The 17,705-nt window shown below is 41.1% G+C and carries 15 protein-coding genes and 1 pseudogene; 7 read left to right on the forward strand and 9 right to left on the reverse strand.

Annotated features, from left to right (window positions below; translation table 11 throughout):
• From rpoB to rpsT, 3 genes are all read right to left on the reverse strand, one after another.
• A partial coding sequence (rpoB, locus tag A0J48_RS22850) for a DNA-directed RNA polymerase subunit beta (protein ID WP_200326884.1) occupies window positions 1–3,345 on the reverse strand: 3,345 nt, incomplete at its 3' end.
• Between the two features lie 941 nt (window positions 3,346–4,286).
• A complete protein-coding gene (locus A0J48_RS22855; protein WP_200326896.1) occupies window positions 4,287–5,111 on the reverse strand; it encodes a TatD family hydrolase in 825 nt (274 codons plus the stop codon).
• Between the two features lie 82 nt (window positions 5,112–5,193).
• Window positions 5,194–5,487: a 30S ribosomal protein S20 gene (gene rpsT, locus A0J48_RS22860; RefSeq protein ID WP_200326885.1), complete on the reverse strand. Its 294-nt coding sequence runs from the start codon at window positions 5,485–5,487 to the stop codon at window positions 5,194–5,196.
• 424 nt (window positions 5,488–5,911) lie between these two features.
• On the opposite strand from rpsT, the gene hisD reads away from it, so the two are divergent.
• The gene (gene hisD, locus A0J48_RS22865) at window positions 5,912–7,237 is read left to right on the forward strand and encodes a histidinol dehydrogenase (RefSeq protein WP_200326886.1); all 1,326 of its coding nucleotides are present in this window, start codon (window positions 5,912–5,914) and stop codon (window positions 7,235–7,237) included.
• 186 nt (window positions 7,238–7,423) lie between these two features.
• Entirely contained in the window at window positions 7,424–7,852 is a 429-nt protein-coding gene (locus A0J48_RS22870) for a universal stress protein (RefSeq protein WP_200326887.1), read from the forward strand.
• A gap of 833 nt (window positions 7,853–8,685) precedes the next feature.
• Here A0J48_RS22870 and A0J48_RS22875 read toward each other — a convergent pair.
• The gene (locus A0J48_RS22875) at window positions 8,686–9,072 is read right to left on the reverse strand and encodes a hypothetical protein (protein ID WP_200326888.1); all 387 of its coding nucleotides are present in this window, start codon (window positions 9,070–9,072) and stop codon (window positions 8,686–8,688) included.
• A gap of 138 nt (window positions 9,073–9,210) precedes the next feature.
• Between A0J48_RS22875 and hslO the strand changes: the two genes are divergently transcribed.
• Together hslO and A0J48_RS22885 are read left to right on the forward strand one after the other, a co-directional pair.
• Entirely contained in the window at window positions 9,211–10,116 is a 906-nt protein-coding gene (hslO, locus tag A0J48_RS22880) for an Hsp33 family molecular chaperone HslO (protein ID WP_200326889.1), read from the forward strand.
• Between the two features lie 156 nt (window positions 10,117–10,272).
• A complete protein-coding gene (locus A0J48_RS22885; protein ID WP_200326890.1) occupies window positions 10,273–12,351 on the forward strand; it encodes a chromosome segregation ATPase in 2,079 nt (692 codons plus the stop codon).
• 67 nt (window positions 12,352–12,418) lie between these two features.
• Here A0J48_RS22885 and A0J48_RS22890 read toward each other — a convergent pair whose 3' ends face one another.
• Together A0J48_RS22890 and crtD are read right to left on the reverse strand one after the other, a co-directional pair.
• On the reverse strand, window positions 12,419–13,048 hold the full coding sequence (locus A0J48_RS22890; protein ID WP_200326891.1) for a Uma2 family endonuclease: 630 nt from the start codon (window positions 13,046–13,048) through the stop codon (window positions 12,419–12,421).
• Window positions 13,045–14,568: a C-3',4' desaturase CrtD gene (crtD, locus tag A0J48_RS22895; protein WP_200326892.1), complete on the reverse strand. Its 1,524-nt coding sequence runs from the start codon at window positions 14,566–14,568 to the stop codon at window positions 13,045–13,047. The genes A0J48_RS22890 and crtD overlap by 4 nt, the downstream gene beginning before the upstream one ends.
• Window positions 14,569–14,722: 154 nt before the next feature.
• On the opposite strand from crtD, the gene A0J48_RS22900 reads away from it, so the two are divergent.
• On the forward strand, window positions 14,723–15,442 hold the full coding sequence (locus A0J48_RS22900; RefSeq protein ID WP_200326893.1) for a hypothetical protein: 720 nt from the start codon (window positions 14,723–14,725) through the stop codon (window positions 15,440–15,442).
• 105 nt (window positions 15,443–15,547) lie between these two features.
• On the opposite strand, the pseudogene A0J48_RS22905 reads toward A0J48_RS22900, so the two are convergent.
• From A0J48_RS22905 to A0J48_RS22915, 3 genes and pseudogenes are all read right to left on the reverse strand, one after another.
• Window positions 15,548–15,712 (reverse strand): annotated as a pseudogene (locus A0J48_RS22905) (DUF29 family protein); the annotation flags it as partial.
• Window positions 15,713–15,754: 42 nt separating this feature from the next.
• Window positions 15,755–16,171, reverse strand: a complete 417-nt coding sequence (gene vapC, locus A0J48_RS22910) for a type II toxin-antitoxin system tRNA(fMet)-specific endonuclease VapC (RefSeq protein WP_325078932.1) — start codon at window positions 16,169–16,171, stop codon at window positions 15,755–15,757.
• A complete protein-coding gene (locus tag A0J48_RS22915; RefSeq protein ID WP_200326894.1) occupies window positions 16,168–16,413 on the reverse strand; it encodes a hypothetical protein in 246 nt (81 codons plus the stop codon). Before A0J48_RS22915 ends, vapC begins: the two co-directional genes overlap by 4 nt.
• 280 nt (window positions 16,414–16,693) lie before the next feature.
• On the opposite strand from A0J48_RS22915, the gene A0J48_RS27525 reads away from it, so the two are divergent.
• Window positions 16,694–16,828: a hypothetical protein gene (locus A0J48_RS27525; protein WP_267910331.1), complete on the forward strand. Its 135-nt coding sequence runs from the start codon at window positions 16,694–16,696 to the stop codon at window positions 16,826–16,828.
• A gap of 3 nt (window positions 16,829–16,831) precedes the next feature.
• Window positions 16,832–17,705: hypothetical protein (locus tag A0J48_RS22920; RefSeq protein ID WP_200326895.1), on the forward strand; the 874-nt coding region annotated here is incomplete at its 3' end.

The following is a 17,705-nucleotide window of genomic DNA, read 5'->3' on the forward strand; positions in this document are numbered from 1 at the left end:
ACGAGAAAGTGACTCATAGGTGGGGCGGGGTGGAGTGCGGCGGGCGGCTTGGTCTGCCATCAGGTCTACTTCCACATCCAAGGAACTACCATCGGCTTGGGTTTCTACCTTATGTACAGCAATATCTAAACCCAAAGATTGCAATTCTCGCATTAATACTTTGAAGGATTCTGGTGTACCAGGACGAGGAATTGCCTTACCTTTGACAATGGCGTTCAATGCCTCATTTCTACCTTGCATATCATCGGACTTGACAGTTAACAATTCCTGCAAGGTATAAGCTGCACCAAAAGCTTCCAGGGCCCACACTTCCATTTCTCCGAATCTTTGACCACCTTGTTGCGCTTTACCACCCAAGGGTTGCTGTGTAACCAGGGAGTAAGGACCAGTTGACCGGGCGTGAATTTTGTCATCCACCAAATGCACCAGTTTGAGCATATAAGCTACACCCACTGTCACCGGACGGTCAAAGGGTTCCCCAGTACGTCCGTCATAGACCATGATTTTGCCCGGATCATCGGGGTTATATACCCAGTTTTTACTGGTTTCATCTCTGGCCTCTTGCAATTTGCCGTGGACAATGCGGCGGGAAGATTCTTCCCCATACATTTCGTCAAAGGGAGTAATTTTAAACCTGACTCCCAAATTGTGACCCGCCCAACCTAATAAACATTCAAATACTTGACCTACGTTCATCCGGCTAGGTACACCCAAGGGGTTGAGGACAATATCCACTGGTGAACCATCAGGCAGGTAGGGCATATCTTCGGCGGGGAGAATGCGGGAAATAATTCCCTTGTTGCCATGTCTCCCTGCCATTTTGTCCCCGACTTGGATTTTGCGTTTTTGGGCGACATACACCCGTACTACCATGTTCGCCCCTGGTGGCAGTTCATCACCTTGTTCTCTGGTGAACAACCGCACATCCACAACTCGGCCTTTTTCACCGTTGGGAACACGCAAGGAGTTGTCCCGCACATCTCGCGCTTTTTCACCAAATATTGCCCGCAGCAGTTTTTCTTCTGGTGGTTGGTCAGATTCACCTTTGGGTGTCACTTTTCCCACGAGAATGTCACCAGCTTCTACCCAAGCTCCAATTCTAATTATTCCCTGTTCATCCAACTGTCGCAGGGCATCTTCCCCCACGTTGGGAATTTCTCTAGTAATTTCTTCTGGTCCCAGCTTGGTTTGTCTAGCTTCAATTTCGTATTTTTCAATGTGAATGGAGGTGTAGATATCATCCTGCACCAACCGTTCAGAAATCAAAATCGCGTCTTCGTAGTTGTAGCCTTCCCAGGGCATATAAGCCACAACGATGTTTTGTCCTAGGGCCAATTCTCCCCCCTCGGTGGAAGAACCATCGGCTAAGACTTGTCCGGCTACGACTTTTTCACCAATGCGGACTAGGGGTTTTTGATTGAGACAGGTGTCTTGGTTGGAGCGTTGATATTTAGACAGGACGTATCTAATTTCTTTGTCTGTTGTCTGTTGTCCGTTCTCGTTTGTCCGGGTTTTTCCGGCTATCAAGTGTCCAGTGACTCCGGAAACATCTCCACGTACTCGGACGCGAATCTCGGAGGCATCTACATAAACCACATCTCCATCTGTACGAGAAACAATTACCATCCCGGAGTCTCTCGCACCCTGAGCTTCTAAGCCTGTTCCCACTAGGGGACGTTCGGGCTTGAGTAGAGGTACGGCTTGACGTTGCATATTAGAACCCATCAGCGCCCGGTTAGCGTCGTCATGTTCCAAGAAGGGAATCATGCTAGTTGCCACGGAGACTATTTGTACTGGGGATACTGCTACGTAGTCTACTTGTTCTGGTGTGGTTGTTGCCCAGTCTTGCCGATAGCGGACTGGTACTTGTGGTCCTTTGATGTAGCCGTTTTCATCCAGAGGAATATCGCCTGTAGCTGTCCGCAGATCGTCTTCTTCGTCTGCTGTCATGTAAATGGGTGGTACGTCAAATCGTACTTTGCCATTTTCTACAGGTCTAAAGGGAGTTTCTAGAAATCCGTATTGGTTAACACGGGCATGGGTAGCTAATGAACCAATCAACCCTGCGTTTGGTCCTTCTGGTGTCTCGATGGGGCAGATCCGTCCGTAGTGGCTGGGGTGGATATCTCGCACAGCAAAGCCAGCCCGTTCTCTGGTCAGACCACCAGGACCCAAGGCACTCAGACGGCGTTTGTGGGTCAGTTCAGCTAAAGGATTGGTTTGATCCATGAACTGACTTAGTTGGCTAGAACCAAAGAATTCTTTGATTGCTGCTACTAAGGGTTTGGGGTTAACTAAGGATGCTGGTGTCAGAACTTCGGCATCTGATACTGTCATCCGTTCTCTAATAATCCGTTCTAAACGGTTGAGACCTACTCTGACTTGGTTTTGCAGCAATTCACCAACGCTTCTAACTCGGCGATTTCCGAGGTGGTCAATGTCGTCTATGCTGCCGATATCGTATTCTAGGTTAATCAGGTAATCGACTGCGGCTAAAATGTCCCCAGGTGTGAGGACGCGCATGGTGTCAGGAACGGAGAGGCGAAGTTTTTTGTTGAGTTTGTAGCGACCAACACGACCTAGGTCATAGCGTTTGGGATCAAAGAAGCGAGAGTCTAGGAGTTGTTGTCCACCTAAGACCGTTGGTGGTTCACCTGGACGCAGTTTGCGGTATAACTCCATTAGGGCTTCTTCTTCAGAAAATTGCCCTTCTTTTTCGATGGTTTTTTGGAAGTATTCTGGGTGGCGTAGGGCATCAAAAATTTCGTTATCTGATAGTCCTAGGGCTTTAAGTAATACTTGGGCTGAGAGTTTGCGGGTTTTATCTATACGTACCCACACTAAATCGTTACGGTCTGTTTCAAATTTCAGCCATGCTCCCCGGTTGGGAATTAAGCTGGCAGAATAGGTACGTCTTCCGTTTTTATCAAGTTCTGATTTGTAATAAACTCCTGGCGATCGCACTATTTGATTGACGATAACGCGCTCGGCTCCGTTAATAATAAACGTACCCCGATCTGTCATTAAAGGCAGATCGCCTATAAATACTTCTTGTTCTTTAATATCCCCTGTTTCTTTGTTTAATAACCGTGTGGGGACATACATCTGCACGGCGTAGGTGCTATCCCGCCGTTTGGATTCTTCGACGCTGTACTTTGGTTCTTTAAGCTTGTAGTTATGACCTAAAAAGTGCAGTTCTAGTTTGCCTGTGTAGTCTGTAATTGGACTAAAGGAGTTCAACTCTTCTATTAGACCTTCTTCCAAAAACCAGCGAAAGCTTGAACGCTGGATTTCAATCAAGTCGGGTAATAGAAAGGCGGGTTCCATATATGTTTCGTTAGTCATGCCTCTACCTTTGTCAACCTGGTTAAACTTTCACTTGGACACTGCTTTGTTAATTTTCCCGATTCAGCGCGAGTGTATACCATCTGTAGGGAAACTTATCCTGACACCACCTGTTATTAACTGGTGGAGGCTTTCCGCCGCGATTAAATCTGGAGTGGGTGCTTTTGACAAGGGGGTAATCGCCCTTGATGTGTAGTCAAGATGGCTAAAATCCAGTCAGGGATTTGATTCAACAGGTATAGACGCTTTATATATTCCTGATTTTGATTTGTTTTCCTCACTTCCCCTCCAAAACAGCGCGTTTATTAATCTATGCACATCCACACGCTTTGTATCTTCACAACACCTCATCTATACTTAAAGTAAGTCCCAAAAATGAAGAATCCGCGCCAGTGGGATCAGGATCAGGATGGATTTATTTTGTTGAATTTTGGTCACAAGGCTCTTATGTTTAAGAATTTTCTATAGGTTTGATTTCACAGAGATACATTGTTATGGAAAATTCCATATAACTGCTAGGCTGCCAGGGTTTGTTATGTATTGAGAGCATCTGCTTGTGGAGGTAGTTTAGATGTCCGTGAATTTTTGGTTTTTATATGGAGAAAAAGTACAAATTCCCTATCAGCTAGATAGATTTTGTCCCAATTTGCAATTAACGAATTTTAGAAGCTAGTTAAAAATTCCTTCCTTTATCATTATGACGCAGGTCAATTGTTTTTGAGGGAATAATATTAGCACATTTTTGTCATCCTCAGTCTGATTTTAGTAAATAATTAGGTCTACTTGAGGGAATAGTCAGAAATTAGGTACTAGGGAAGTGCTTTTGGTGATGGGTGACTATGAACGCAAGTTGGCACTTCAAGCTGGCTTTGCGTTCGTGTAGTATCTTGTGTAGAGGAGCTATACTAGTAGCAGCAGGAATTAATTTTTCCTCCTACACCCTAAGCTGGATAACTTGCTGGTGGTGTTTTTGATTCCCTCAATAATGACAGACCAAATAATTGGCAAGCATTTTCTGTGGTTTGATGGGCGATCGCTTCTAATGTTTCTCCCCGTATTTTGGCTAATTGCTCTGCTACATAAGTAACGTAAGCAGGTTCGTTGCGTTTTTCGCCTCGTTTGGGTGTGGGTGACAGAAAAGGACAATCTGTTTCTATCAATAACCTCTCGCTATTTACCATTGCAGCTGAAGCTTGGATGGTTTTGGCGTTTTTAAAGGTGACTGTTCCACTAAAACTTATATAGAAGCCTAAATCCAGAAACCATTGAGTTTCTTCTGGTGTTCCTCCCCAACAGTGCATCACACCCCGCGCTCTGTCTCCTTGGCTAGATCGCCATTTTTGCAGTATTTTTCTTACCTCTGGTGCTGCATCCCGACAATGGATAATCACTGGCAGGTTAAGTTCCGAGGCGATCGCTAGTTGTGCTTCAAATACCATGTACTGTTGTTCATGGTTGCTGGCTTTGTAAAAGTCTAATCCCATTTCCCCAATTGCTACGACTTGGGAATCTGAACTAGCCAAAGTTTTGATTTTCTCTGCTGTTTGCTGATTCCATTGATCTGCATCTAGGGGATGCAGTCCAACGGCAAAACTAATTTCGGGAAATTTGTGTGCCAGTGCTTGAATACTAGCAAACTCTTCCGGGTGAACACAGGAATGCACTAAACGTACTATTCCTGCTTCTTGCCAACGTGATCGCACTGCTGCTAAATCTGACTGAAAAAGCTCAAAGTTGAGATGTACGTGGGTATCTACTAGCTGCATGATGGAGTCAGGAGTCATTATTGGGGATTAGGCAAGTCATTAATCTCTTAGCTAATGACTAATGACTAATGACTGATGACTACTATGCTGTTTGAGCAAGTGGTTTGAGCTTATGAGCTAATCTTGATTTTTTCCTAGCTCCGTTATTGGGATGAAGTACACCCCGCTTCACGGCTTTGTCAATTTTGCTGTAAGCTTCGGACATCCGCACCTCTAACTCTTGCTTTGATTCTGGAGTAGGGTTAGCTGCATAGACTTCAACAGCAGCAAAGTATTTTTTCATCAGCGTCTTTACTGCTGATTTGTATGCTTTATTACGCAGTCGGTTACGTTCTGCGATTTGGGCGCGTTTAAGAGCAGACTTTGTATTCGCCACTGTCAGTTCCAAAAAAAACTATATAATTATGTACACACACTACTAGATTTACTAATATAGCATCCCAATAGCCAATGTTATTATTTCTGAAAAAAAATTAATTGACAAGGGGGAAGAAGAGGTGACAGGTGACAGGTAATAGATTATTCTCCTCTGCACCCCTAAACCCTAAACCCCAAATAACCCCCCTGGGATCTTGGAAAATCAGCACATTTGGGTATGTTTTCCCAGTAATAAATGGGTTAGAATAGCTTACTTGAATAAATAACCCTCCAATAAAAAGGAAAAAATTATCCTGGGAGTATCAAAAAAATCCAGGTTAAGCTAGAAAAGAGAATTAGGGAAAGCTGTATATCCTGGTGGATAAAAAGCCAAACTAATTTTCGAGCGGGAACATTCTAAATTTTGGCATTGTCCTTACTCCATGCTGCGAATTATTACTCAGCAGGCAGACGTTATATCCGAACTACAACGTATCTGCGAACGTTCTCAACGCGCCGAAGGCGAACGCACACTGGATGAACAGCTACTTCATAAAGAAGCAACAGTGCGAGAAGTATTGCAAGCAGTGAAGCGCCAAGGCGATAAAGCTGTACTGCATTACACAGCCGAATTTGACCATCAAATCCTGCAACCAGAAGAACTAAGGGTGACAGGTTCAGAACTGGATGCAGCTTACCAACAGGTATCGAAGGATTTGTTGGCAGCTATTCAGTTAGCTTGTCGCCAAATTGAAGCGTTTCATCGTCAGCGAGTACCAAAAAGCTGGGTACATTTTGGTGATGATGAAGTGGTACTGGGTAAACGCTATACTCCTGTAGATCGGGCAGGTTTATACGTTCCTGGAGGTCGTGCTTCCTATCCCAGTACAGTGCTGATGAATGCGATTCCAGCCAAAGTGGCAGGTGTACCCCGGATAGTGATGGTGACACCAGCACGGGGTGGAAAAGCAATTAACTCAGCAGTCTTAGTAGCTGCACAAGAAGCAGGTATAGAAGAAATTTATCGCATTGGGGGCGCTCAAGCGATCGCAGCTTTAGCCTATGGTACAGAAACTATTCCCAAAGTAAATGTGATTACTGGTCCTGGTAATATTTATGTCACCCTGGCGAAGAAGCTAGTTTATGGCACAGTGGGTATTGATTCTTTGGCAGGTCCTAGCGAAGTGCTGATTATTGCCGATGAAACAGCAAATCCCGTTCATGTAGCGGCGGACTTATTAGCCCAAGCTGAACATGATCCCATGGCGGCGGCGGTTTTGCTAACAACAGATGCTGGTTTGGCGAAAAAAGTCCAGGTAGCTGTAGACAGACAACTGGTAGATCACCCACGACGGATAGATACAGAAAAAGCGATCGCTCACTATGGCTTAATTGTGGTTGTTGAATCTCTAGAAGCAGCAGCAGAACTTTCCAATGAATTTGCTCCTGAACACCTAGAATTAGAAGTCAAAGATCCTTGGTCTTTAATTTCCCATATTCGCCATGCGGGAGCGATTTTCCTTGGTTATTCAACACCAGAAGCTGTAGGTGACTATCTGGCAGGTCCTAATCATACCTTGCCTACATCCGGTGCTGCTCGTTATGCCTCCGCATTAGGTGTAGAAACTTTCCTTAAACACTCTAGTATTATTCAATACTCACCAACTGCACTCAACAAGGTAGCTGGTGCAATTGATGCACTGGCCACAGCTGAAGGTTTACCTTCCCATGCTGACTCAGTTAGAAAGCGAATTGAAGATCAAGAGTAATTTTTAGGATGCTTATTTTCACAGATTGCGGTTGACAAAAACTACTCCATAAGTAATAATGACAGGTTTGTGACTTTAGCAAACTAAAAATCACATTTGAAAAATTGTTGGTATTAGTACCGATTTAGTTTTCGATGTGATTATTTAAGGGGTGGTAAACGGTCTACTCTTGAGGAGACAAAAGCGGTGTTAAAAACTATTTTAGTAGCTCTGGACGGCTCGGAAATTGCTGAACGAGTAATTGAGACTTTAAATGATTTGGTGTTATCACCAGATACCAAAGTTATTCTTTGTCATGTATTTCCCACGCCAGAGTCAGAAATAGAATTACCCGCTGATCGTCCTCAGCCAGATTCACCAAGGCTTGCTGATTTCCATATTGAAAAGCAGATGCAAACCTACCAGGAACAATTGCCAGTTAAAAGCGAGTTAGAACTAGTAAGTGGTGATCCTGCTGATGAAATTATTCGACTAGCTAATATTTACAAAGCCGACTTAATTGTGATTGGTAGTCGTGGTTTAACTGGAATGAAAAAAATAGTCTTGGGTTCAGTGAGTACCCAAGTGATGGAAGAAGCTAATTGTTCAGTATTAGTGGTAAAACCGGGTAAGTAGGGGCTGCTGAAAAGTCTTGTTGTGATGATACGTGACAGGTGACAGGTGACAGTTTTAAGAGTTGGATGGGAACGATTTTTCCTTTGAGTAAGAATTAAATGCAAGGTTTTTAAGTTCCCACCATTAAGCATTGCTAAATTTCTGCAATCATCGTGGATATTAGAAACTTATCTGCGTTTATCTGCGTTAAATTAAGGTTTTCTGAATAAACTCTAATATTTCCTGTCTCTTCTTGCTGAAATAGCTCGAAAACCACAAAATAGGTTTTTTGTCAATACCCCAAATCATAACCCGCAAACATCAGCATCAAATTTTTGTAATTCTCCTGTCAGGAAAGATTGATAATTTGCTCAAATTTTTTGCAGATGTTCACTGTCGCGAATTCTGAAATACTTAATAAATAAAGGCTTTTAATCTACTGCTGTAAACGCCGTCTTAAAAATAGACATAATAAGGGAGAATACAAATTCTCATAAATCATAGCAGATCGCTAAAAGTATTGCAATACCGTGGATAAATAAAAATAATTCTCAATTAATTATTAAGAAATATAAAGGGAGAAACTTTGAAAGTTATAAAATCCTAAACTATTTTAATTTTTCCATAACTGAAATTTATCTAAAAGCCAAGAGAGAGCGATCGCTATAGATATGTATTCTTAATTTAGTCATCAAAAATAATGTATCCGCTTTTAATTGGACTTAATGCTCAAAATTGTAATTGCTAACTGGGTGAGTCAGGTGTCAAAAACCCGTTGATGTTCGACCCACCCCACAAAAAACCTCAGCGCACCTCTGCGCCACCTCCGCGTCCCTCTGCGTTAAAAAACTCTCCTACCCTCTTTTACTCCTTAAAAACTCCCGCAAACTCAATAAACTCAAAGTCTGACCCAAATTCAAAGGTAAAATCGACACACCCTCCAAACGAGACTGCACCCAACCATCGCCCCAATACCACTCATGAAAACCGTCAATTCCGCCACAAAGAAGTAAACGCAAACAATTATTTTTCGCCACATCGACGTGATGATGAATTTGAACTAGTCCGGTAGAAGTAGTAAAATCAAATCCCGAAGTTAGTTTTTCCGGCATTCCAGGGGAAAAACTTTGTCCTAGTAGCCATTTTTCCAGTTGGGCTGGAATTAATAGACTATCGTGAATAGCATCAGCGGATGCTTCGATTTCGATTCTGAGTTGGCTTTGTTGAAAAGTACCTAACATGGGTAATTCGTAATTTGTAATTCGTAATTCGTAATTAATTATTTTCGCTCATCTTTTCCTTTGTCCCACCGGTTAACCGTCCAGCCCCTGAAGAACTTACAATATAAAAGTCATCTTGTTAAAAATTGTAAAGGATTCATGGCGGATAAATTAATTCGGGCGACAGCTGCGGATGGGGGTATTCGGGCGGTGGGTGTGATTACTACACGCTTAACGGAAGAAGCACGAGTACGTCATAAGCTTTCCTATGTGGCCACAGCAGCACTGGGAAGGACAATGTCAGCAGGGTTATTAATGGCTTCGAGTATGAAGCGTGTTGGTTCTAGGGTCAATGTTCGCATCAAGGGCGACGGACCATTGGGTGGTCTATTAGTAGATGCAGGATTAGATGGAACTGTACGCGGATATGTCAATAACCCATCTGTAGAATTGCCTCCTAATGCTAAAGGGAAGCTAGATGTTGGCGGTGCAGTGGGTAGTGGATATCTCTATGTGATTCGGGATGTGGGCTATGGCTATCCTTACTCTAGTACAGTTGAACTTGTTTCTGGGGAAATTGGCGATGATGTGGCTCATTACTTAGTCAATTCGGAACAAACTCCTTCCGCTTTGGTTTTAGGGGTGTTTGTGGGCGCTAGTGGAGTGACAGCCGCTGGAGGGATCTTGATACAAGTTTTGCCTAAAGCGGCTAGAGATGAAGCTTTAGTTGCCACATTGGAGTCGCGGGTTTCGGCTTTATCAGGTTTCACTCCATTGTTGCAAGCAGGGAAGACGCTAACGGAGATTTTTGGTGATTTACTGGGAGATATGGGGCTGAATATTTTTCCCGAAAGTCAGATGCTGCGCTTCCACTGTGGTTGCTCCTTTGACAAGGTGCTAGGAGCGTTGAAAATGCTGGGAGAAGCAGAACTACAAGATATGATTATTAAAGATAATGGTGCAGAAGCAACTTGTGATTTTTGCGGCAGTGTTTATCAAGCAAGTAGTGATAACCTAGCCCAACTAATAGCTGATTTACAGACGGAAGCTGCTGTTTCAGAATAAGTATGAAAGACGACTAAACCTCAAAAAAAGAAATGGTATGTGTGGAGATAGAATATGAAAAAAATAGCTTTTTAATCACGACAAAGAAAGTTACTATGGCAAAAATGGAATTATTAGTCTAAGAAAGACTGCTATTCAACTACTTTGGTGTGAGAGATGACAGATCGGGATATTTCAGACAGTTGGTCTCCAGCCAGAGCCAAAAAGCCAGATCAAAATACAAGATTATCCCGAACTCCAGAAGTCGGGACTACTCAACCATCTGGTGTCCCAGCTACTGGTTCTAACTTTAAATCAGTGACGCAACAACAAGAGAACGATACAGAAGGATTACCTATAAAAAACCATTTAGAAAAAACTTTTAATCTCAGTAAGATAACTGAGAGAATGCCCAGTTGGATGAAAAGCTGGGTGCTGTGGTCAATATTATTAACGTTGATTCCCAGTGGGGTTGGATTTATATCCATGTCAATGCTACTGAAGTTGCCATCAGCACCAAATTGCCCGAAAATATTTTGGCCTTTAGCTAGTGCGTCGGTACGTTTACACTGTGCTTCCTTGGCAGCTTCTAAACAGACGTTGAACGATTTGTTGCAAGCGATCGCACTGGTGAAAGAATTACCACCAAATCATCCACTCAGGGGACAAATTAATAGTTTTTTAGAGGAGTGGTCAAGGGATATTTTACAGTTAGCTGATCAGAGTTTCCAATCGGGGAATTTGGAGGAAGCGATCGCTACTGCTAGGCAAGTTCCTGAAGACCTAGAAGCTCGGAAAATAGTAGAAGAGCAAATTACCAAATGGCAGTCTATTTGGTCAAAGGCAGAAGCAATCTACGACGAATCAATAAAAGAACTGGGACAAAGGCATTGGCAATCAGCTTTTATGCTGTCATCCAAACTGCTGCGGATCAATAATCAATATTGGGCAACTACCAAGTACGATGAGTTAAACCGCATTATTGTTACAGCAAGGGAAGACGGCGATAAACTCTACAAGGCTGAAGGTTTAGCAGACAGTCGCTCAGTTGATAAAGTTTTAGAAGCTATTAAGTTAGCTGAGTCTATTAAGTCAGATAGTTATTTATATCAAAAAGCGCAGGAATTGATTCCTGTGTTTGGACGCAAGATCCTTAAATTGGCTCAAGCCAAGATGGATCAGCGGGATGCAGATACAGCGTTAGAAATTGTGCGTCAAATACCACCCATTGCGGAATTACAAGCGGAAATTGATGATTTTGTGGTTTTGGGTGAAGCACAGAGGAGTGCTTGGATAGGTACAGTTTCTGGGTTAGAGGCTGCCATTTCCCAAGCCCAACAGATAGATGCTTCCAGAGAAGTCTATGAGAAAGCACAAGAACTGATTACGCGGTGGCAATTAGAAATTCAAGATGTTTCCCGGTTAGAAAAAGCGCGAAGTCTGGCTAGTCAAGGGACGATTAATGAGTTAACGGCGGCAATTTCCGAAGCGCAGATGATTCCCGATAGCAATCCCCGCGCTGACGAAGCACGACAGGAGATGAATCGTTGGCGTGGACAAGTGGAGTCAATTGAAGACAGACCTTATTTAGAACGCGCTGACCAAATAGCTCTATTAGAAGATATTAACTCCTTACAATCAGCGATCGCAGAAGCAAGTCAAATTCGCTCCGGTCGTGCATTATATCCAGAAGCACGGAGAAAAATTCGTACTTGGACTGCCAAAATTCAACGCATTCAAGACCAACCTTATCTAGATCAGGCACGGATTATAGCTGATAGTGGTGATTTAAACACTGCTATTAGAGAAGCTCAAAAAATTGCTTCTTCTGGAAGGGCGCTGGCTAGTGAAGCACAAATAGCCGTCGATACTTGGCAAGAACAAATCCGTGCGAAAGAAAACTGGAGAAAAGCCAGAGAAGTGGCAATTACTGGCACACCAGAAGCTTTGGCTGAGGCTATTAGGTTAGCTGACCGGGTTTCCAACCGTAATGTTTTACGCATGGATGCGAATGTGGCTATTGACCAATGGAGTCAGCAGTTGTTACAAATGGCACGCTCCCAAAGTGAGTTTGACGTTGCCAAAAGCATTGAAACTGCTAGGTTAATTCCCCGTGGTAGTTCTGCTTACAGAGACGCACAACAACAAATTAGAACTTGGAAACAATTTCTCATGCCTCGGACATTACCTACGCCATCGGCTGAACCATCACCGGAAGCTGAACAATCTCCAGTATCAACTAGTGATGGGTTGTAATTGGTGATTAAATTTTGGATTTTGGATTTTGGATTGTTTTGAGCCTCTGCAATCTAAAATCTAAAATCTAAAGCAAGTTTCTGAGTTCTCGCAGCATTTGACTGGTTCCGTTGTCAATGGCTTTTTGCACCAGTTGGGGAATAAGTTCTCTGATAGGTAAGTTGGGAAAGATGGAACTAAAAACAGATTCTACGTAATTGCTGCTTTGAAGAACGTAAATATTTAAATTCTGGTTGCTATAAATCCATACTTCGGGAACGCCCAGGGCTATGTAGGCATTAAGGGTAGTTTTTGAAGTAACATCAGATTCAATGGCTAGGTCTGGGGGAGGATAAATACTTAAGTCCATTTGGGTACATCCTTGGACATGATTGGCGTTTTGGATATAGAAGCAGGTATCTGGTTCAATTCCAGCAATGTCTGGACGTTTAAAGGTAGTAGATCCGAAGTCCTCCCAGTTACGTCCTTGGATTTCTAGTATTGTGGTGATGATGTAAGCAATGATACGATGGGGACGCTCATGTAATGCTAGGGGGGACATGATTTCTAAAGTTCCTCGGTAGTAGGCAATGCGGGTGTGACGTTTTTCACCTAAGTCGGCCAGAAGTCGCTCAAAATCTTGCCAAGACAAGTTATGAATGGCGATTTGGCTACCGGGAGCGAGTTCTATAGCTTGAATGGGTATAGTTACTGTCATTTTTTGTTGTTCTGAGCTTGAATTTGCCTAACCACCGTCAAAGCTGAATAACTCACCCCGGCTGTCCCTTCTCCTGGATGAGTTGAATCACCAACTAACCACAAATTATTAATAGGTGTACGGTTAGCAAAACCAAAGGGTCCAAAGGTAGGAATTCTTTGACCAATACCACCCACAATTCCCTTTTCTCTTCCAGTATAATAAGCAAAAGTTCTCGGTGTGGCTGCTTCTACATAAATAATAGTTTCTGGTTTTAAATAGAAATATTGAGCAAGTTTAGATATTGCATCTTCGGTGAATTTTTGTTTTAACTCTTGATAATCTTGAGTATGCCACCAGGGAGTAAAATCAACAAAAGATGAAGCGATAATTGTGGCTTTTCCTGCTGGTGCGCGGCCGTCTCCAGGATGACTTACAGATACAAACAAAGAATTATTTTCACCGATTGGTCCGTTAATATCATATAAAAATTGGAGATGGGGCGGACATTCATAAGGAATTGCACTGGCATCTACGCCTAGATAAACTACAAATGCACCGGAAGCCGCTGGTAGTTTTTCTACTCTTTGTTTATATCCATAAGGGGCTTTTTCTCCTAATAATTCTACTAAGTTCTGCACGGTGACGTTAGCAATTACATGATCTGCTTTCTCGGTGAAAATTTCTCCTGTTTTCTGATTTCTGATCACTACAGCGTTAGCTTGGCCATTTTCAACGTTGATTTTTTCGACGGTGTGACGCATTAATAATTTACCGCCATCTCTTTCTAAAGATTCAACCAAGCGATCGCTCAATACCTGCATACTACCTTGAAGATGATACAATCCTTGGGGAGATTGGGATACACTCAAGGCTGTCGCTGCATAAAGTAAGGCTGTTTCTTCGGCTTTAACTTGGGAATATAACTTCAGTTGTAAATCTAAAAATGTTCTCAGTCTTTGATCATTTCCCAAACCATATAATCTTAAAGCATCTCCCACTGTCATAAAAGTAAAAGGTGCAGTAATAAAGGTACTCGGACGGACAGCTTTTGTTAACTGCCACAAGTCCCATAAATTCCGGGGTGGTAAAACGGGATCTCGTCCTTGAAATTCCCAACTAGCATTAAATAAAGTTGTTAATAATTGCCAAAACGGTTCACTACCTGGGAATTGTCTTTGACGTTCTTCTTGCCATTTTTCAGGGTCACGCCAAACATTAATAGGTGTGGACTCTCCCGGTAGAAAAACTGCACAAGCCGGGTCACAAGGCGTTGCTGCTGGTAAATCTATATTTAATTCTGAGAAAATGCGGTGATGTATCCCCCCTGGTTCTAAACCTGCGACTTGGGTTGCACCCACATCAAAGGTAAATCCTTGACGTTTAAAGGTGGAAGCACAACCACCGGGAACTAAAGCTTGGTCAAGTATTAAGACGTTATAACCTCTATGTGCTAAGAGTGCTGCGGCGGTTAGTCCACCTATTCCCGCACCGATGACGATGACGCGAGATTGTTTGTTGCTGAGGGATAGGCTAGGCATAGATACTTAATTTTACAAATCTTAATATTACTACTCATAATTTTAAATTAAATCGGGCAGTATGGGAGTTGGGAAAGAATTGTCTGGGCAAGCATTTATACTGATATTTAGTAATACAATAGTTGTGTTGTAATAAAAATAGCCTCAATTAAAAATGAGTAAAAGTTTTGAAATCCAAGAATTAGCGATCGCAATTACCGCTAAAAATCTTAATCCCACAGTAATTACTCCTGATTTCTTGAAATATACCGGGATTGTTCCCGCTGAGTGGGAATTAGCCAGACAACCAGTTTATACCAATGGTGTATTGCAGATTTTTTTCACTAACGGAGTAGGAATTGTTGCCCAGCCTAATAGTGTCACTGTGGTGGAGGCTATAGGAGGAAAAAAACCGGAGGAAATTCAAGTACAAAATATTACCCAACAGTTAGTAGAAAAACTATCACAGGTCGAGTATCAGCGCATAGGAGTTAATCCCAGAGGATTTATTATCTTTAATTCAGATGAAGAAGTTTATCAATATATAAACGGTAAACTTTTATCACCTGGTTCATGGCAAGAATTTGAAGGTGCAAAGGTAAGTGCTGCGTTACAGTTAAGCTATCCATTAAAACGGGGACTACTGAATTTAAATATTAATCAGGCAAATGTACAGTTTCCTGATAAAGTAGCAGCAGCAATTTTGTTTTCTGGTAATTTCAACTATTCCTTATTAGGAAATACTCCCACAGAAAAACTTCAGGATTTACAACAAATAGTTAATAGCTGGCAAGATTCATTAAATACTTTCCAAAAATTGTTGGTAGAGAAATTTTTACCATCAGATGAAGCACCCAGAAATATTTCTGTTTTTCCACCAATGGCAAAAAGTTGATCATAATGTAGTGGTGTAGTTTTTGTGGGGTGGGCATCTTGCCCGCGTGAAAATAATGAATATTTAGGCAGCAATATTTTAAAAAAAAAGATCAATAATTAGATTTTATTCAATAAAATAATCATCAACATTAACATCTAAAACATCAGATTTTGTAAAAGGACATGATTCAGGAAAAGTAGTTAAAGGAAGTTGAGTTTCCACAGCAGCAGCTTTACAAGCTTCTTGGTAACATTCATCAAATACAGCATCGAAGTGACGTTTGAGACTAGGACTATTTTTATTAGTGTCCGCATAAGATTGAAACTAATATCACTGCAAATACAGTTTTTCCCAATCTTCAAGTTGTAGATTTTCAACTCTTTGAAATTCTCTAGTATTATGAGTTACTAAAATAAGATTGTTAGCTAATGCAATAGCAGCAATTTGAAAATCATAAGCACCAATAGGAGTACCTAGTTTTGACAATTGAGAACGAATTTCACCATAAATTTTAGCTGCTTTTCCATCAAAAGGTAAGCTGATATATTGAGAGAAAAATAACTCATATAAAGCTAAATTTTGATCTTTTTTTACACTACGACAAGCTCCATAGTATAATTCTGCTTTGACAACATCACACAAACAAATATTTTCACGATGAGTAGTTTTAAATTTATTAATTACATTTTCACTACGTCCTGTTAAATATTGAATGCAGGTATTAGTATCCAGGAAGGAAATCATCATTCAATAAACCAAATTCTTTGATCACAATCAACTAAATTTTCTCTAACCAAAACTTCACCTTCCCATGTGCCAGCAGTTTTATCAAAAAAATCAGCAGGATATCCTAATTCTTCTGGTGTTGGTATTTTTTCTTCAGAAGCATCACTAATAATAATCACTAATTCTTGATTAGCTAATTGTTGGGGAAGTTGTAAAAATAATTTACCTTCTGCATCAACTTTTGATTTAAGTTTTATTTGCATATAATTAGCTCCTTAATATCTTTTATTATTATACTACTAATTTTTTGAAGATTATTTTATTGAACAGTATCAAGAGGCAGCTAGTAAAATGTCCAGGATTTAAGGATTTACAGGATTTTTATGATGGCATTTCCTATTTGTGCTTATCAGACGGGTTATTAACATCCTTAACCAACAATCTGGAGAATAAGCAATTGTTAATTAAGTATAAGCACTGTATTTTTACGCTGTTACCTGTGCTAGTTTAAATGCAAGTAACTCGTCACATCTACCCACAACTATGGACTACTCAAGCCTCAGCACTGCTGCTGATATCATGAACGCCTTTCAGCAATGTCAAAACGCAGGGGAACAAATTTATTTATTTGAGGGGTTAGCGACAAGTGATGCAACACCTGTCGGGGAAATTCTATAAATTTTGGAAGAAATTAAATTAGAAAAGGTGGTAGCTTTAACTATTCAGGCTTTTGGCAAGATTACTGATGGAGATATCAGGGAAAGATTGAAGCAAAGTGATGATTTGTTAACGATGTTAAGTCAGCAAGCACAGTCAGGACAAACAGATTTAATTCGCTGGTCTGCTGCGACTACTATTGTAAATATTGGGTTTGATTTTATTGTTGTATCTCAACATCTGACGGTAGAACCTAAGAATATTGCTGAGAAAATAGTACAGAGTAAAATTAAAAAGTTTTCTGATCGTAACTTAGTAGATAGCGTTGATTATGATGATTTTTTAAATTTCTGGATTTTTGGTGATTATTATAAATTACGAGAAATTACTACTGATTATAATTTTTGGGATTTATATCAAGAATGGGAATCAGAAAAAAGTAAAGGATGGAAGGAACAACGAAATGTTGCAAAAATAGAACTGCTTAATAAATATTATGTTTGTTGGGATGTTATGAATCGCCTTGATTTAAGAGGTATAAAAGATGCTAATGCTGCTTTAGCTAGGGCTGAATCTATGGGAGACAATGCCACAGAATCAGATGAGAATGAGGTATTTGAAGGTATTGCTTGTGTGATAAGTGCTGATATCTTGGAAAGAGAAATAAACCCAGATAAAGGAGATATTTTCATTAAGACTCAGCTTCATGGTTTACAAAGTAATGATGTAACAACAAGGCAAGAATCAGCCAATATACTTTTATTTTTATGCAATCAATATCCTAATTTATGTGATAATTTTTTTGATAGTCTGGAGACAGAAAAATATATTTTAATTACTGCAATTTCTCTTTTTCAAAATATTATAAAATTTTCTCTATCGAGTAGTAGTATTGAAG

Source organism: Sphaerospermopsis aphanizomenoides BCCUSP55 (assembly GCF_001586785.1).
Taxonomy (GTDB): domain Bacteria; phylum Cyanobacteriota; class Cyanobacteriia; order Cyanobacteriales; family Nostocaceae; genus Sphaerospermopsis_A; species Sphaerospermopsis_A aphanizomenoides_A.

Bases quoted from the DNA above. Each gene is read 5' to 3' on its own strand.
- vapC (WP_325078932.1), bottom strand. From the start codon at position 16,171: ATGATGATTTCCTTCCTGGATACTAATACCTGCATTCAATATTTAACA.
- A0J48_RS27525 (WP_267910331.1), top strand. From the start codon at position 16,694: ATGGACTACTCAAGCCTCAGCACTGCTGCTGATATCATGAACGCCTTT.
- crtD (WP_200326892.1), bottom strand. From the start codon at position 14,568: ATGCCTAGCCTATCCCTCAGCAACAAACAATCTCGCGTCATCGTCATC.
- A0J48_RS22890 (WP_200326891.1), bottom strand. From the start codon at position 13,048: ATGACAGTAACTATACCCATTCAAGCTATAGAACTCGCTCCCGGTAGC.
- A0J48_RS22900 (WP_200326893.1), top strand. From the start codon at position 14,723: ATGAGTAAAAGTTTTGAAATCCAAGAATTAGCGATCGCAATTACCGCT.
- A0J48_RS22875 (WP_200326888.1), bottom strand. From the start codon at position 9,072: ATGTTAGGTACTTTTCAACAAAGCCAACTCAGAATCGAAATCGAAGCA.
- A0J48_RS22885 (WP_200326890.1), top strand. From the start codon at position 10,273: ATGACAGATCGGGATATTTCAGACAGTTGGTCTCCAGCCAGAGCCAAA.
- hisD (WP_200326886.1), top strand. From the start codon at position 5,912: ATGCTGCGAATTATTACTCAGCAGGCAGACGTTATATCCGAACTACAA.
- A0J48_RS22855 (WP_200326896.1), bottom strand. From the start codon at position 5,111: ATGCAGCTAGTAGATACCCACGTACATCTCAACTTTGAGCTTTTTCAG.
- A0J48_RS22915 (WP_200326894.1), bottom strand. From the start codon at position 16,413: ATGCAAATAAAACTTAAATCAAAAGTTGATGCAGAAGGTAAATTATTT.
- hslO (WP_200326889.1), top strand. From the start codon at position 9,211: ATGGCGGATAAATTAATTCGGGCGACAGCTGCGGATGGGGGTATTCGG.